Genomic DNA, 15870 nt, shown 5'->3' with positions numbered 1-15870 from the left:
CAACAGCGGTGACAAGGCGCAGGTATGCTCCGACGAGCCGGGCGTGCGCCGGGTCATCGGTGGTGAAGCGGCCTGGAGGCATGGTGACGGTCAAACCCCAACTTCGCATTGTCGCCATCTACGTGCTGGTGGCGTTGCTGTGGGTGTTCTTTTCCGATCGCCTGCTGTTCTCGTTCCATCTGGACACGCACACGCTGAGCCTGCTGCACACCGTCAAGGGTAGTTTCTACGTGTTGGTGACCGGTGCGCTGTTGTACTGGCTGATCGGCCGCGTGGTCCATCGCATGGATCGCCTTAATCACCTGTTGCTGACCGGCAACGAACAGTCGCTGCGCGCGCTGGTGTCGGCGATGGACGTTCGCCACAAAGAGACGCGCGACCACTCCGAGCGTGTCATGCGCATGACCGTGGCACTGGCCCGGTACGTGGGGCTGGATGGCGATGCGCTCCGCCACGTGCGCTTTGGGGCGTTGCTGCACGACATCGGCAAGCTGGCCCTGCCCGATGCGGTGCTGATCAAGCCCGGCCCGCTGACGCCCGACGAAACGACCCTGATGCGCACGCATCCCGTACTTGGCCGGGATCTGCTCATGCGCACAGCCTTCCTGCGGCCGGCCGTCGATATCCCTTATGCGCACCATGAGCGCTGGGATGGCACCGGGTATCCGCGTGGCCTGCGGGGCGAAGAGATTCCGCTGGCGGCCCGTATCTTCAGCGTGGTCGACGTGTGGGATGCGCTGAGCTTTCCCCGCGTCTACAAACCTGCGTGGCCCGAAACCGAGGTGCTGGAGTATCTGCGCAACGCGGCGGGCGGCCAGCTCGATCCCGGCATCGTGGCGATGTTCCTGGAGCACTACGACGAACTCAAGTCGATCGGGCTCGGGGAGTCGTCGGCGGACTGACGCGGCTGTTCCGCTCAGTCCGGGGGCACCCTGTCGAGTCGGCGGCGGAACGGAGTACCCTTGGTCGACGCCGCCGGCTGAGGACGCCCATGCACGCCTTCCTCGATTACGTCATGTTCGGGTTGCTGGGCCTGCTGCCCATCGCCAATCCACTGACCAGCGCGACCGTGCTGCTGGCGTTGACGGCACGCTATCCGGATGCGGAGCGCAATCGCCAGATCACTCGGGCGACCCTGTTCGTCACCATCGTGCTGCTGGTCTGCTTTTACGCAGGTAATGCGGTGATCAGCGGCTTTGGCATTTCCATCTCCGGCCTGCGTCTCGCCGGTGGCCTGATCGTCAGTTACATCGGCTTCGGCATGTTGTTTCCCCCGGCCCGCGCCGCCGAGGACAAGGTGCAGGCGGAAATGGCGGGCGATGAATCGGGCGCGAAACTGCCGGACATCTCGTTCATTCCGCTGACCATGCCCTGCACGACAGGCCCGGGCACCATCGCCTTCATCATCAGCGCGGCGTCCACCATTCCCGGTGGCCGGCTTACGCCGATGGTGCATGCCGTCGCGCTGACCACCGTGCTGTTGTTTGCGCTGGTGTTCTGGCTGTGCCTGCGCGGCGCCACGCGGATCATGCGTTTCCTGGGCGAAACCGGCATCGATGCGCTGGCCCGCCTGATGGGGTTCCTGCTGGTGTGCATCGGCGTGCAGTTCGCCATCAATGGCGTGCACGACCTGCTGACCGCCTGGGGCTTTATCGCGGTATCCGCGCCACTACCCACGTAGAGCGCAGAAGCTGCGCCGATAGTTGGCGGGCGAGGTGCGATACGCCCGCTGGAAGTGCTGCCGCAAGGTAACCGGCGAACCCAGGCCGATGTCGGTGGCGATACGCTCCAGCGGCAACTGGGTGGTTTCCAGCAGGCGCTGCGCTTCGGCCAGGCGTTGTGCGAGCAGCCAGTCACCGAAGCTGCTGCCGGTGAGTTGTCGGAAGTGGCGGGTAAAGCTTCGTCGACTCATGGCGGCCCGTTCGGCGATGGTGTCCAGGCTGTGCTCCTGCTGCAAATGACGCTGCACGTGTTCCAGCAGTCGGGCCATGCGCTGGTCGGCGGGCGCTTCGGGCAGCGGCCGCTCGATGAACTGCGCTTGCCCGCCGCCGCGCACCGGCGGCACCACCATGCGCCGCGCGATGCGGTTGGCCATGTCCGTGCCCAGCATCTGGCGAACGACATGCAGGCAGCAGTCGATGCCAGCCGCGACGCCTGCCGAGGTCACGATCTGGCCCTCGTCGACGTAGAGCACGTCGGCATCCATCTCGATGTTGGGGAATTGCCTGGAGAATGCCTCCGCCCACGCCCAGTGGGTGGTAGCGCGCAATCCGTCCAGCAGGCCGGCGTGGGCGAGCACGTAGCTGCCCAGGCACAGGCCCACGATGCGCTTGCCGCGCGCAGCTGCCTTCCGCAGCTGCTGCAGAAGTGCCGCTGGAGGCGCCTCTTCGGGATCGCGCCATGACGGCACCACGATGATGTCCGAGCGGCCCAGCTCGTCCAGGCCGTAGGACGTGCCGATGGTGAAGCCAGCCGCGCTTTGCACCTCGGGACCTTCGGCGGAGCACACGCGCAGGCGAAACGGCGAGGGCCCGTCAGGCGAGGGCGACTGGAAGACCGCGCACGGCACGGAGAGATGGAAGGGCAGGATGCCTTCGAAGGCGACGACGGCGACGCGGATGGTTTTCATGGCTGGCATGCCCGTTGGCCCGATACCATCGATTATTGTCCTTCGGGCCACTCGTTGGCCAGTGCTTCCGCGCGCACCATGCACCCATCCAACCAAAGGAGCTGTGCCATGGCCGATCAATCCCGCCGCGCCCTTATCGTGGTCGACGTACAGAACGAATACTTCACCGGGAACCTGCAGATCGAATATCCGCCGTCATCGCATTCGCTGGCGAACATCGCGCGCATCATGGATGCCGCCACGGCGGCGGGCATCCCGGTGGCGGTGATCCAGCAGGATTCACCAGCCGATGGCCCGGCCTTCGCCGTCGGCAGCGATGGCTGGCAATTGCATGCCGAGGTCGAGCGTCGTCATCGCGATGCGTTGTTCCACAAGCCGCTGCCCAGTGCATTCAGCGATACCGGGCTTGGCGAATGGCTCGCGCAGCACAAGGTCGATACCGTCACCGTCATCGGCTACATGAGCCACAACTGCGATGACACCACCATCAAGCATGCGTTCGATCGCGGACTGGAGGTGGAATTCATTCCCGATGCCGCGGGCGCGGTGTCCTATGCCAATCGCGCGGGCCATGCCAGCGCCGAGGAAATCCATCGCGTGTTCAGCGTGGTGCAGCAGTCGCGTTTTGCCGCGGTGCTGGATACGGATGAGTGGCTGCAGTTGCTGGCCAGCGGCGAGAAGCCGGAGCGCGGCAATATCCTCGACTCGTACCGCCAGGCTCAGGCGCGTCGATCGAAGGCGGCCTGATCATCCATTTGTGCCAGTGGCGTGAACCGCGCCCAGTTGCCGGGTTGTCCCGGCAACTGGGACAGGTGCGCGATGGTGCGCAGGAACTCCGTGCGCGGATACTCCACCGCACCCAGCTGCAGCAGGTGCGCATTGGTGACCTGGGCGTCGATCCACGGGAAATCCCAGCGGCGCAGCAGTGTCGCCAGCGCCATCAGGGCCACGCGGGAGCCACTGCTTTCGCGGCTGAACATGGATTCACCGCAGAACAGCCTGCCCACCGCAATGCCGTAGATGCCGCCGATGAGGCGATCCTGCTCCCACACTTCAACGCTGTGCGCGTGACCCATCGCGTGCAGTTGTTCGTAGGCGGAGATCATGGCCGGGACGATCCACGTGCCGCTCTGGCCCGGCCGTGGTGCAGCGCAGGCCTCCACCACCTGGGGGAACGCGTGATCCACCGTGATCCGCCATTCCACCTGCATCAGGCGGCGGCGCAGGCTTCGATTGGGAACCAGTGCCTGGGTGTGGAACACGCAGCGTGGATCGGGCGACCACCACAGCAGGGGCTCGTCTTCGTTGAACCACGGAAAGATGCCCTGCGCATAGGCGGCAAGCAGTCGCCGTGGCGACAGGTCGCCGCCGAAGGCCAGCAGGCCATTCGGATCGTTTAGCGCCTTGCGCGGATCAGGGAAGTGTTCCGGCCTGGTCGCGTCGAGCAGGGGCAGGCGAATCATGGGCTGGGCGGTTCGTGCTGCGGGGTTTGGGAGGTCCGGTACATGCTACCGGCATGACGATGTGGTTAGCATGCCCCACCTTCACGTACCCGGGGTTTTCGCATGCGTCGTCGCTTCTTGTGGTGGATGGTGTTGCTGGCCCCTGCAGCCATGGCGTCGCCCCAGTCGCTGGATCCGGCGCTGGCCAGGCAGGTCGATGGCGACGCCCGGCTGATCCTGCAGCGCACGGAGACTCCGGGTGCCTCGCTTGCCATCTACCGCGATGGCGTCCCGGTCTATGTCCATGCTTACGGGGTAGGCGATCGCGACGGCAAGGCGCCCGCCACCGTGTCGACGCATTACGAGATCGGCTCCATCACCAAGCAGTTCACGGCGGCGGCCATTCTTCAATTGCAGGAAGCCGGGAAGCTCGACATCAATGCCACGCTGGCGACCTACCTGCCGGATGCGCCACATGCGAAGGAGGTGACGCTGAAACAGTTGCTGTCACATACCAGCGGCATGCCGGAATACCTGGACGGCGCCGATGTCGAGCAGTGGGCGGTCAAGCCCGCCACGTTCGATCAGATCATGGCGCGCATCAAGGACAGGCCGCTGGACTTTTCGCCCGGCAGTCGCTGGTCCTATTCGAACAGTGGCTACGCGATGCTGGGGCGGGTGATCGAGGTGACGTCGCATGAATCGTACGAGCACTACGTGAAAACGCACCTGCTGACGGCGGCCGGCATGACCCATACGACCACCGTGGCGGACGAGGCGCGCGCGCCGGGGATGGCCCGGGGTTATCGCCATGCCAACGGCAAGCTCGAGCCGGCACCGACCATCCACGCCACGGTGGGCTGGGCGGCAGGCAACCTGATATCCACCGTGGATGACCTGGAGCGCTGGAACGTGGCGCTGCGCGGCGGAAAAATCATCAGTGCCGCCGACTACGCCCTGATGGCGACGCCGGCGCCGGGCAGCACGGATTACGGTCTCGGCCTGTTCGTCGACACGCTGGACGAGCAACCGCGCATCGGCCACACCGGCGGATCGTTCGGCTTCACCACGTCCAACCAGTATTTCCCGAAGCAGGGCATCCAGATCATCGCCTTGACCAATAATGGCGATAACCCGGAGCCGGGCCAGATGCTGGTCACGGCCGCGTTCGAAACCCTGTATCCGGATCTCGCCGCCGCTGCCCGAAAGCCTGCACCGGGAGAGAACGCGGCAACCACGGCGGCGGCGCGCACGGCCTTCGCCCGGCTGCAAGGCAAGGGCGAGGACCTTTCCATGTTCGGCGGCAAGCTGAAGACGAAGATGAGTGGTGATCTTTCCGGGCGCATGGCACGACAGCTTGCGCCGTTCGGCGAACCGTCGTCCTTCATCTTCAAGGGCCAGCGTCAGGACAAGGACAAAGGCAAGACCTGGAGCGATTACCGCATCGAGTTCGGACCCGGCAACAGCCTGCCGTTTGGTGTGGAGCTGGATGACGATGGCAAGGTGGCCGGCATTTCCATCGGCTGAGGTTCAGGTGCTGGTGGTGTGCGCATACGGGCTGTGCTGCAAAAGGTCCTGCGCGTATTCGTCCATGGCGGCAGCTTCGCTCAGCAGTGCCTGATGCACGGCATCGCGGAAGCTCTGGTTGACCAGGTGGTGGCGGGAATGGGTTCTCACCGGCAGAAAGCCGCGCGCGAGTTTGTGCTCGCCCTGCGCACCGGGTTCGAAGCGTTGCAGGCCCCGCCGGATGGCGTGTTCGATGCCCTGGTAGTAGCACAGCTCGAAATGCAGGCCGGGCACGTCCGCTTCAGCACCCCAGTAGCGACCGTACAAGGTGTCGCTGCTCTGCAGGAACAGCGCCATGGCGATGATGCGGTTGTCGTGGCGGGCGAGCGCTAGCTGCACGCGGTCGCCCAGCGCGTCACCAAGGCCAAGGAACATGTCGCGCGTCAGGGCGGCATGGTTGCCCTTGGCGTCGAACGTGGCTTCGTAGAGTGCATGGATCTGGCGCCAGTCATGGGTGTCCAGTGCGTTGCCGGCCTCCATGCTGATGGACAGCCCGGCTTGCGCCACGTGCGCGCGTTCCTGCCGGATGTTTTTCCGTTTCTTGTGGTTGAGTGCGCCGAGAAAGTCGGCAAAGTCGGCGTAGCCCCGGTTGTGCCAGTGGAACTGGACATCGGACCGACTGAGCCAAGGGCCGTCGAACGCGGCCAGTTCGTCGTCGCGCAGGAAGTTGGCATGCACCGACGAGAGATTCATGCGCTCGGCGAACGTACGCATCGCTGTAGCCAGCGCGTGTTGCCGCCCCGCGGTGTGCGCATCGCGACCGGCCAGCAGACGCGGTCCGGGCACGGGCGAGTAGGGCACGGCATTGAGCAGCTTGGGGTAGTAGTCGCCACCCGCACGCTCCCAGGCGCTGGCCCAGCTCCAGTCGAACACGAATTCGCCGTGCGAGTTGCCTTTCAGGTACAGCGGCGCGGCGGCAATCAGTGTGTCGTCTTCGTAAAGGCCCAGGTGATGCGCCTGCCATCCCCAGTCCTGGCGGATGCAGCCGGTGCGCTCGAGCAGCGCAAGGAAGGCGTGTGAAACGAAGGGGTTGTCGTCGGGTCGAAGCGCATCCCATGCCGCAGCGGGGATGCGTTCGATGCTGTCGTGGAAGCGGGCTTCGATCACGTCAGTCCTGATGCTTGCGGTAACACGGCAATGTCGTCATTCCGGTGCAGGCCGGAATCCAGTGACGGTGAGTCGGGTTGTCGCGAAAAGTTCACCATCGATTGGCGAGCGGAAACCGCATCGCATCGAAACGGGATGACCAGCCCTTCGGCTGTTGAAAAGCACCTCCGGCCTGCGCCGGAATGGCGATCAAAAACAGGATGGCGCACGGACAGGTCGGGCCTGTCCGCGCGCCGTCATGCCAATAACTTCAGCTCGCCGGACCCTGCTGATCCAGCCAACGCTCCGCATCCAGTGCGGCCATGCAACCGAAACCGGCCGAGGTCACTGCCTGGCGGTACACGTGATCCGCGACGTCGCCGGCGGCGAAGACGCCGTTCACCGAGGTCATGGTTGCCATGCCGTTCAGGCCGCTGCGGATCTTGATGTAGCCATCGTGCATGTCCAGCTGGCCGTCGAAGATGCCGGTGTTCGGCGTGTGGCCAATGGCGACGAAGAAGCCGGTCACCGGAATCTCGCGCAGCGCGCCGGTATTCACGTCCTTCACGCGCACGCCCGTCACGCCGGAGTTGTCGCCCAGCACTTCGTCCACCGAATGGTTCCACACCAGCTCGATCTTGCCGGCGGCGGCCTTCTCGAACAGCTTGTCCTGCATGATCTTCTCGGCGCGCAGCTTGTCGCGGCGATGCACCAGGTAGACCTTGCTGCAGATGTTGGAAAGATACAGTGCCTCTTCCACGGCGGTGTTGCCGCCGCCGATGACGGCCACTTCCTGTTCACGGAAGAAGAAGCCATCGCAGGTGGCGCAGGCGGATACGCCGCGGCCCTTGAAGTGCTCTTCGCTGGCAATGCCGAGGTACTTGGCGGTGGCGCCGGTGGTGATGATCAGCGCATCACAGGTGTACTCACCCGAGTCGCCCTTCAGGCGGAAGGGGCGCTGCTTCAGGTCCACGCTGTGGATGTGGTCGAACACCATGTGGGTTTCGAAACGCTCGGCGTGCTGCGCCATGCGCTGCATCAGCTCCGGACCCTGCACGCCCTTGTCGTCGCCCGGCCAGTTGTCCACCTCGGTGGTGGTCATCAGCTGGCCGCCCTGCTGCAGGCCGGTGATCATGGTCGGCTTCAGATTGGCGCGGGCAGCGTAGACGGCGGCGGTGTAACCGGCGGGGCCGCTGCCAAGGATCAGCAGGCGGCTGTGCTTGGTGGATGCGTTCATGCTTTCCTTCTATCCGCCTGAGGCGGTGGTGTTCGTGGGTGGCGGAGGGCCTTCCCGGGCGGCGCGGCCGTGTTCTGGCGCGGCCGGCCGATGATCGGCCCTATATGGGGTCGGCCCACTGGATTTCAGCGTGCCTGTCTGTATCTCTTTGACTTTGCTGCAACTATGTCCGGGTGATGGGGCCGGGTGGTGCTGCGGTAGCGTAAAGCGGCCTGCCCATCGCGGTCATCATCCTTTGGGTTTTCAGGCGACCTGGATGGTTATTCGCTCCATGGCCCGCCAGGGTTTCCTGCCTTGGCACCGGGTGAGCGGGGCGGGGCGTTGGAACCCGGAAGCATGGGGAAGACGCCCGGGCGATTCAAGGCTGTCGGCATCGCTCCGGCCTGGCGGGCGATTGTCGCCGGGGAGGTATCGCTGTCACGGGACATGTGTGCTGGCACCCTGCGCTCGTGAGACGACGCAGGATGTGGTCCGCCCGCAGCAACCCGAGGCAATCCATTCCCGCGTCACGAATATGCCGGATACCGCATCGCAGGCCTCGTCGGTGACGGTTTCTGCCGCTATCCTGCTGCATACGCAACGTCCGGCTGCCGGGGCAGGTCATGCCGGTCCGGAGCGTTGTGCAGGGGCTTCAGCGTTGATGGCGGGGAGCTGGTTCATCCGGCGCTCAAGGGCATGATCTATGGTCTTGCCTGCCGCTTCGGCGGATGTAGTACTGTCCGGCCGCCGCCTGGCGGCCCGACTCATGCTTGAAAACAGGATAAGGACCACGTGCCGCGTACCGCGAACGTCAAGAAGGACAAGAAAGAGCGCGAAGGCCTCAGTGAAGAGCTGAAGCGCCGTCTGCGCGAGGCTGGCGCGTTGCTGCTGCTGCCGCTGGCGCTTTACCTGCTGGTCTGCCTGTTCAGCTACAACGACCAGGACCCCAGCTGGGGTCATGCCGGTACGGTCGATCACGCGCGCAATTTCGGCGGCGAAGTGGGCGCGAACATCGCCAACGTGCTGCGCTACATCTTCGGCCTCGTCTCCTATTGTTTCCCGCTGCTGTTGCTGTTCCTGGGCGTGCAGGTGCTGCGCCATCGCGGCGAACGCACGGTGCAGCCGTGGGAGCCGTCGCTGCGCCTGATCGGCTCGGTGTTCTTCTTCATCACCGCGCCGGCCCTGCTGTATCTCAAGTTCAGCGATGAGCCGATCCTGCCCCAGGGCGTGGGCGGCATCATCGGCATGTGGGTCGGCCGTGGCCTGTCGCATGCACTGGGCGACTCGGGTGCTCCCTTGCTCCTGTTGGCCTTGTTCCTGATCGCCGTCACGCTGGCGACCGGTTTGTCCTGGTTCCGCGTGGCGGACCTCACCGGCCAGGGCGTGCTGAAGATGGCCGGCTGGTTCGGCGGCAAGCTGCGCGAGGCGCCCGAGGTGCTGGCTGCCCGCCAGGCGCGCGCCGAGCGCGAGGTGGTCAAGAAGACCGAGGCCGTGAAGCAGGCCAAGCGCGAGCCCGTGCGCATCGAAGCGGCGCCCGCGCCGGTGGTGAAAAGCGAGCGCGCCAAGCTGGAAACGCAGATCCCGCTGTTCACTGGTGCCTCCGCACCGGGCGAGCTGCCGCCGCTGTCGCTGCTGGACGAAGCGCCGGAGCAGGGCCCGGGTTATTCGGAAGAGACGCTCGAGGTGCTCTCGCGCCAGGTCGAGCTGAAGCTCAAGGATTTCCGCATCGAGGCCAAGGTCGTGGGCGTGTACCCCGGCCCGGTGATCACGCGCTTCGAGCTGGAGCCCGCCGCTGGCGTGCGCGGCTCGCAGGTGTCCAGCCTGGACAAGGACATCGCGCGCGGCCTGTCGGTGGTCAGCGTGCGTGTGGTGGACGTGATTCCGGGCAAGAACGTGATCGGCCTGGAAATCCCCAATACCAAGAAGCAGATCGTCTATCTTTCCGAGATCCTGCGTTCGGACAAGTACGACGCCATGAAGTCGCCGCTGGCGCTGGCGCTGGGCAAGGACATTGCCGGTCGCCCGGTGGTGGCCGATCTCGCCAAGATGCCGCACCTGCTGGTGGCGGGCACCACGGGTTCGGGCAAGTCTGTCGCCGTGAACGCCATGGTGCTGAGCCTGCTGTACAAGGCCAGCGCCAAGGACGTGCGCATGATCATGATCGACCCGAAGATGCTGGAGCTTTCGGTCTACGAAGGCATCCCGCACCTGCTCGCGCCGGTCGTGACCGACATGAAGGAAGCGGCCAACGCGTTGCGTTGGTGCGTGGCCGAGATGGAGCGCCGCTACAAGCTGATGGCCGCGGTGGGCGTGCGCAACCTCGCCGGCTTCAACAAGAAGGTGAAGGATGCCGAGAACGCCGGCCAGCCGCTGCTGGATCCGCTGTTCCGTCCCAATCCGGACATGCCGAACCTGGCGGCCGAGCCGCTGGAGCCGCTGCCGTACATCGTGATCATCATCGACGAGTTCGCCGACATGATGATGATCGTCGGCAAGAAGGTCGAAGAACTGATTGCCCGCCTGGCGCAGAAGGCGCGTGCCGCCGGCGTGCATCTGGTGCTGGCCACGCAGCGACCGTCGGTGGACGTGATCACGGGTCTCATCAAGGCCAATATCCCCACCCGCATCGCCTTCCAGGTGTCGAGCAAGATCGACTCGCGCACCATTCTTGATCAATCGGGTGCTGAAGCCCTGCTGGGCCATGGCGACATGCTCTACCTGCCGCCGGGTACGGCTACGCCGGAGCGTGTGCACGGTGCTTTCGTGGACGACCATGAAGTGCATGGCGTGGTGAACTGGCTGAAGGCCCAGGGCGCGCCCCAGTACATCGAGGGCGTGCTGGAGGAAGTGCAGGCCACCGGCGACGGCAAGTTCATCAACGACTCCGGCCTGCCGCAAGATGGCGAGGAGGGTGGCGACGCCGATGCCCAGCTGTACGACAAGGCGGTACGCATCGTCACCGAATCGCGTCGCGCCTCGATTTCCGGCGTGCAGCGCCACCTGCGCATCGGTTACAACCGCGCCGCGCGCCTGATCGAGCAGATGGAACAGGATGGCGTGGTCAGCGCGCCGCAGCACAATGGCAACCGCGAGGTGCTGGCGCCGCCGCCGCCGAAGAACTGAAGGCCGCATAGCTTTGCTCGTCGTCCCTGCGAGGTGCCTTTCAACAGCCGAAGGGTTGGCCGGGCAGGGATCCAGCGACTTCCCGGTCCACGGGGTGTAAGGCACTGGATTCCTGTTATCGCAGGAATGACGATAAGAGAACTGGCGTAGCGCCGTTAACGTGCCCCCCTGATAATTCAATTTTCGCCTCGATCCCATGGCACCCATGAAACGCTTGCTCCTTCTCGCCACTGCCACCCTCGCGCTCTCCGTGAGCAGCCTCGCCATGGCCGCCGGTCCGGCGCGGGCCAAGCTGGATGCCTTCACGGCGGGCATGCACTCGCTCACCGGCAAGTTTTCGCAGACCCTGAAAGACGCCAACGGCAATGCCGGCAAGCCCAGCAACGGCACGCTGGCGCTTGAGGCGCCGCGCCAGTTCCGCTGGGAAACGCTGGCGCCGTCAAAGCAGACCATCGTGGCCGACGGCAGCCGCGTCTGGCTGTACGACCCGGACCTGGAGCAGGTCACCGTGCGCGTGCAGAGCTCCGAGGAGTCGCACAGCCCGCTCACCGTGCTGACCGACGTGAAGCAGATGGACAAGGATTTCAACGCGATCGAGCAGGGCGAGCATGACGGCCTGAGCTGGCTGCGCCTGACCTCCAAGGCCAAGGATCCGCAGTTCGACTATGCCGACCTGGGCTTCGACGCCAGCGGGCTGGCGCGCATGGTATTCCGTGACCAACTGGGCGCTGTCACCGACATCCGCTTCTCGGGCTGGCAGCGCAACGTGGCGATTCCGCCGGAGACGTTCAACTTCGTGCCACCTCCGGGCACGGATGTCATCGGTGATGCGCCGGTGATCCAGACCCAGCCGATCAAGAACTGACCGGCCGTGCTGCGCCAACTGCCGCGCTGGGCGTGGGCGGGTGGCGGGCTGCTTGCGTTGGTCGCCGGCAGCATCAATACGGTGGGTTACCTGTGTTTCCGGCACCAGCCGATCACGCATCTCACGGGCACCAGTACCGAGCTGGGCATTGCGCTGGCCCGGCTTGATGCGGCGGAGATCCTGCACTGGGGCTTCGTCATCGGCGCCTTCCTGTTTGGCGCGATGCTCAGCGGGTTCATCGTGCAGCAGCGCACGCTGCAGCTGGGTCGTCGCTATGGCGTGGTGTTGATGCTGGAGTCGGCGCTGCTGTTTGCCGCCGCACCGCTGATCGAGTGGCAGAGCGACCTTGGCCTTTACCTGGCCTCCATGGCCTGCGGGCTGCAAAACGCCATGGTCAGCACGTACAGCGGCGCCACGCTGCGTACCACCCACCTGTCGGGCATCTTCACCGATCTGGGCATCTACCTCGGCCAGCGTTTGCGTGGCCTGCCGGTCGACATGTTGCGCATCCACGTCTGCCTGCTGGTGGCCACCTGCTTCATCGCCGGGGCGGCAGCCGGTGCAATGGGTTTCAGTGTCATGCAGGCGCGCGTGCTACTGGTGCCGGCGACGCTGACCGGCGTGGTGGGCGTGAGCTACACCATCTATCGGTTGCGCCACTTCCGCTGAGGGTTTCCGCCATCAGTGCGCGGCGACGCTGCGGTTGCGGCCGCCGTGCTTGGCTTCGTACAGCGCACCATCGGCGCGGGTCAGCCATTGCGACAGGGTTTCGCCCGCACGGTAAGCGGCCACGCCGATGCTCACGGTGACAGGGATGGTGTGGCCGTCATACGAAAGTGGCTGTGCTTCCAGTGCCTGCCGGATGCGCTCGGCCGCGGCCATGCCTTGCTCAAGCGTGCTGTCGGGCAGACAGGTGAGCAGCTCCTCGCCGCCATAGCGTCCGGTGGCGTCGTCGTCGCGGCTCTGCTCCTGCATGATCCGACAGGCATGGCGTATCACCGCGTCGCCGGCGAGATGGCCGTAGTTGTCGTTGATGCGTTTGAACCGGTCCAGATCGAGCAGGGCGATGCAGGCCTGGCCATCCGCGCTTCGTGCGCGCACTTCCTCGGCCAGTTCAAGCACGCGTCGGCGGTTGCATGCACCGGTGAGTGCGTCGGTATTGGCCAGTTCGTCAAGTCGCCGGTTGGCGACCAGCAGGTCGCGCGTGCGCACGTCGATCTGCTGCTGCAGCTGGCGGGCCTGCCGGCGAAGATACAGCGTGCGCAGCTGGATCACGCCGACGATGGCGACCAGCGCAAGCATGCCGGCGGCGATCAGCGCCTGGATGGTTTCATACCAGCGCGGTGCGGCGCTCACATCGACGGTTGATTCGATCACCCGTGGCTGCATGCCGCGGGTCTGCGCGCGCAGCCTCAGCTTGTAGTCGCCATGGGGCAGGTTGGTGTAGATCGCCGTGGGCATGCCGCCGCGCGGAATGTCGATCCACTCTTCGTCCAGGCCTTCCAGGCGATAGCTGTAACTGGTTTCGGCAGGGGCCTCGTAGTCCAGCAGGGCGAAGTCCACGCGCAGGTTGCGGTTACGCGCGCTGATCTTCAGTGATTCGCCGGCGCGCGGCAGTTTGCCGTACGCCAGTGGCGTGCCATTGAGTGCCGCGTAGGTGATGGCGAGGGGCGTGTCAGGTTCGTGCGGCGGCTGCCAGGAGGGGCGCACCACGGTGAGGCCGCCGAGACCACCGAACAGCAGCTCGCCGCCGGGCGCACGCGCCGCTGCCGCATAGATGTAGCTGGAGATGCGCAGGCCGTCGCGCACGCCCAGGTTGTGCGCGACATGCGTGTTGGCGTCGATCATGGACAGTCCGTTGGGCAGACTCACCCATGGATTGCTCATGTCGTCTGGCTGCACCGCGTTGATGTTCTCGCTCGGCAATCCATTGGCGATGCCGATGGTGGTGAAGCGATAAGGCTCGCCCTTGCTGTGTGGCTGCAGGATGGCCAGGCCGCCATAGGTGCCCACCAGCAGGTTGCCCTGCGGATCCATCGCGATGGAGCTGGCCAGGTTGTTCGGCAGGCTGGTGTTGTCGCCGGGGCGGTTGGACAGGTTCACGAAGCCCTTGTTCTGCGTGGGGCTGGTGGCGATGCCGATGCCGAGCCCGGTGACGTACCAGAGGTCGTCGCCGACGCGCGCAATGCGCCGCACGTTGTCGCTGGGGAGGCTGCTCTGGTCGCCGGCGTCGTGGTTGAAGTGACTGAGGGCGTGGGTGCGCGTGTCGTAGCGGTACACGCCGTCATAAGTGGCGATCAGCAGGTAACCGCTGTCGGCCAGCAGGTGCAGCACGGGCTTGTCATCCAGCTCCGGAATGGCGGAGTCGTGGATGGCGAGCGTTTCCGGGTCGACCTTGGCCACGCCCTGCGTGCCCACCCAGATCGTGCCATCCGGCGTTTCGGCAAAGGCCTGCACATCGCGGCGCGTCTGCGAGCCGCCAAGTTCCAGGTGGCGGATGGCGCCGGCAGACAGGTCGATCATGTCGACGCGTCCCGCACTCATGCCCAGCCAGATGCGTTGGCGATGATCGACGAAGATGCCCCGGACATTGGTATTCGCCAGTGAGCGACCGTCGTTGGACGAGGGGCGCAGTGCGAAGGCCTTGCGGGCGCCGGGGTTGTAGCGTGCGACGCCCAGGTCGGTGGCTACCCAGACATTGCCTGCGCTGTCCCGCAGCAGGTCGCGCACCGAGTCGCCGGGCAGGGATGAGGGCATCCCCGTGTCGTGCGCAATGGCGCTCAGCGAGCTGGTGGCGGTGTCGTAGGTGAGTACGCCGTCGCCATCCGTGGCCATCCACACGGTATCGCCAGCCATGTCACTGAAGGCGCGCACGGTGGCCCGTCGCGAATGATCCTGCTTGCGTCCGCTGAAGCCCGTGACCCCGTGCCAGTGCCCCGATTCGTCCCGATAGGCTGCACCCGATTGCGTGCTGCCGACCCAGAGGCGTCCGGCGTGATCTTCCAGCAATGCCCAGATGCCGTCGTTCAGCACGTCCTCGACATTGCTGTTTTCCGGGGTGTGCTCCGGACGCTTGAAGGCGGTCTTGCCGGCATGGCGGACGAACAGCCCGTTGCTGTTGCCCACCCAGACATTGCCCTCGCGGTCCTGCAGGATGCCGAAGCTGCGGGGTGACATGCCGGCGCCCAGAGGCACTGCACGGATAATGTTGCTGCGGAGGTCCAGGTAGCCCAGGCCGTGTTCCGAGGCGATCCAGACGCCGCGCGTGCCATCCATCGACATCGCGTAGATCTTGCGGTCGCTGGTGCCGCCATCGCCCACGGGGTAGTTGTGGAAGGTGTTGTCGAGCGGATTGAAGCGGCTGAGACCGCCCGCATTGGTGCCCACCAGCAGGCTTCCGTCCGGCAGCGTGAGCAGGCAGCGGATATAGGCGTCCGGTACATCGGTCTTGCGGCCGCTGTTGCCGGTGAAGACCTGCATGCGATAACCGTCGTAGCGCACCAGCCCAGAAAGCGTGCCGATCCAGATCAGGCCGCGCTTGTCCTGCTCCAGGGCCGTGGTGATCGAATGGGGCAGGCCATCGCTGACGCTGACGCGGTCAAACCAGGGCATGTCGAACGGGGCCCATGGATCGTCCGTGCGCCCCATGGCCAGCGCAGGCAGCATCAGTGCGCACAGCAGAACGGTGAGCCACGGCAGCAGACCACGCTGCGGGCGATGGTCGGGCGTCGGCGCCACGTGCGCCCAGCCATTCCGTTTGGTTGTACGCCCCGGCCTTTGCGCCACTTGCCGACTCCGCCTGATCACGCCCGCCATGATAGCCACGGGAAAGGTGTCCATCATGCACAACCATGTGTGTTTCCGGTGACGTCGGCGTGTCATCGCTTGTGTGGGGCGGTAAGGCGCCAAATGAAATTGTCTAACAGGCCGGTCGCCTTCTAGC

General features: G+C 65.3%; 12 protein-coding genes. 7 read left to right on the top strand and 5 right to left on the bottom strand.

What is annotated here, in order from left to right; all coding sequences use genetic code 11:
- The first annotated feature begins 62 nt into the window (after nt 1–62).
- Nucleotides 63–902 (top strand): HD-GYP domain-containing protein, encoded by an 840-nt coding sequence (locus H8F01_RS21330; protein ID WP_338017291.1) that lies wholly within the window; start codon nt 63–65, stop codon nt 900–902.
- Between the two features lie 89 nt (nt 903–991).
- A complete protein-coding gene (locus tag H8F01_RS21325) occupies nt 992–1681 on the top strand; it encodes a MarC family NAAT transporter (RefSeq protein ID WP_187057003.1) in 690 nt (229 codons plus the stop codon).
- Here the strand turns inward: H8F01_RS21325 and H8F01_RS21320 are convergent.
- On the bottom strand, nt 1670–2629 hold the full coding sequence (locus tag H8F01_RS21320) for a GlxA family transcriptional regulator (protein ID WP_187057002.1): 960 nt from the start codon (nt 2627–2629) through the stop codon (nt 1670–1672). The genes H8F01_RS21325 and H8F01_RS21320 overlap by 12 nt on opposite strands.
- A 108-nt stretch (nt 2630–2737) precedes the next feature.
- Between H8F01_RS21320 and H8F01_RS21315 the strand changes: the two genes are divergently transcribed.
- Nucleotides 2738–3376 carry a cysteine hydrolase family protein gene (locus H8F01_RS21315; protein WP_187057001.1) on the top strand — a complete coding sequence of 213 codons (639 nt, stop codon included), beginning with the start codon at nt 2738–2740 and terminating at the stop codon, nt 3374–3376.
- On the opposite strand, the gene aat is transcribed toward H8F01_RS21315, so the two are convergent.
- Nucleotides 3349–4092: a leucyl/phenylalanyl-tRNA--protein transferase gene (gene aat, locus H8F01_RS21310; protein ID WP_187057000.1), complete on the bottom strand. Its 744-nt coding sequence runs from the start codon at nt 4090–4092 to the stop codon at nt 3349–3351. The two genes, H8F01_RS21315 and aat, sit on opposite strands and share 28 nt — an antisense overlap.
- Nucleotides 4093–4194: 102 nt before the next feature.
- Between aat and H8F01_RS21305 the strand changes: the two genes are divergently transcribed.
- Nucleotides 4195–5598 carry a serine hydrolase domain-containing protein gene (locus tag H8F01_RS21305; protein ID WP_187056999.1) on the top strand — a complete coding sequence of 468 codons (1404 nt, stop codon included), beginning with the start codon at nt 4195–4197 and terminating at the stop codon, nt 5596–5598.
- A 3-nt stretch (nt 5599–5601) separates the two neighbouring features.
- Here H8F01_RS21305 and H8F01_RS21300 read toward each other — a convergent pair whose 3' ends face one another.
- A complete protein-coding gene (locus H8F01_RS21300) occupies nt 5602–6744 on the bottom strand; it encodes a GNAT family N-acetyltransferase (RefSeq protein WP_187056998.1) in 1143 nt (380 codons plus the stop codon).
- A 250-nt stretch (nt 6745–6994) separates the two neighbouring features.
- Nucleotides 6995–7960 (bottom strand): thioredoxin-disulfide reductase, encoded by a 966-nt coding sequence (gene trxB / locus H8F01_RS21295; RefSeq protein WP_187056997.1) that lies wholly within the window; start codon nt 7958–7960, stop codon nt 6995–6997.
- Between the two features lie 771 nt (nt 7961–8731).
- Here trxB and H8F01_RS21290 point away from each other — a divergent pair.
- The 3 genes from H8F01_RS21290 (at nt 8732) to H8F01_RS21280 (ending at nt 12596) form a co-directional block, all read left to right on the top strand.
- Nucleotides 8732–11062, top strand: a complete 2331-nt coding sequence (locus H8F01_RS21290) for a DNA translocase FtsK (protein WP_187056996.1) — start codon at nt 8732–8734, stop codon at nt 11060–11062.
- 205 nt (nt 11063–11267) lie between these two features.
- Complete coding sequence (lolA, locus tag H8F01_RS21285; RefSeq protein WP_187056995.1) at nt 11268–11927, top strand: outer membrane lipoprotein periplasmic chaperone LolA; 660 nt, start codon at nt 11268–11270, stop codon at nt 11925–11927.
- A 6-nt stretch (nt 11928–11933) separates the two neighbouring features.
- A complete protein-coding gene (locus H8F01_RS21280) occupies nt 11934–12596 on the top strand; it encodes a YoaK family protein (RefSeq protein ID WP_187056994.1) in 663 nt (220 codons plus the stop codon).
- Between the two features lie 12 nt (nt 12597–12608).
- Here the strand turns inward: H8F01_RS21280 and H8F01_RS21275 are convergent, their stop codons facing one another.
- Nucleotides 12609–15665 carry a ligand-binding sensor domain-containing diguanylate cyclase gene (locus tag H8F01_RS21275; RefSeq protein WP_238481090.1) on the bottom strand — a complete coding sequence of 1019 codons (3057 nt, stop codon included), beginning with the start codon at nt 15663–15665 and terminating at the stop codon, nt 12609–12611.
- Between the last annotated feature and the right edge of the window lie 205 nt (nt 15666–15870).

Origin of the sequence: Dyella telluris (genome assembly GCF_014297575.1) — a bacterium.
GTDB classification, from domain to species: domain Bacteria; phylum Pseudomonadota; class Gammaproteobacteria; order Xanthomonadales; family Rhodanobacteraceae; genus Dyella; species Dyella telluris.
The sequence above is the reverse complement of the archived record's forward strand: the minus strand, read 5'-3'. Positions and strand labels throughout refer to the sequence as shown.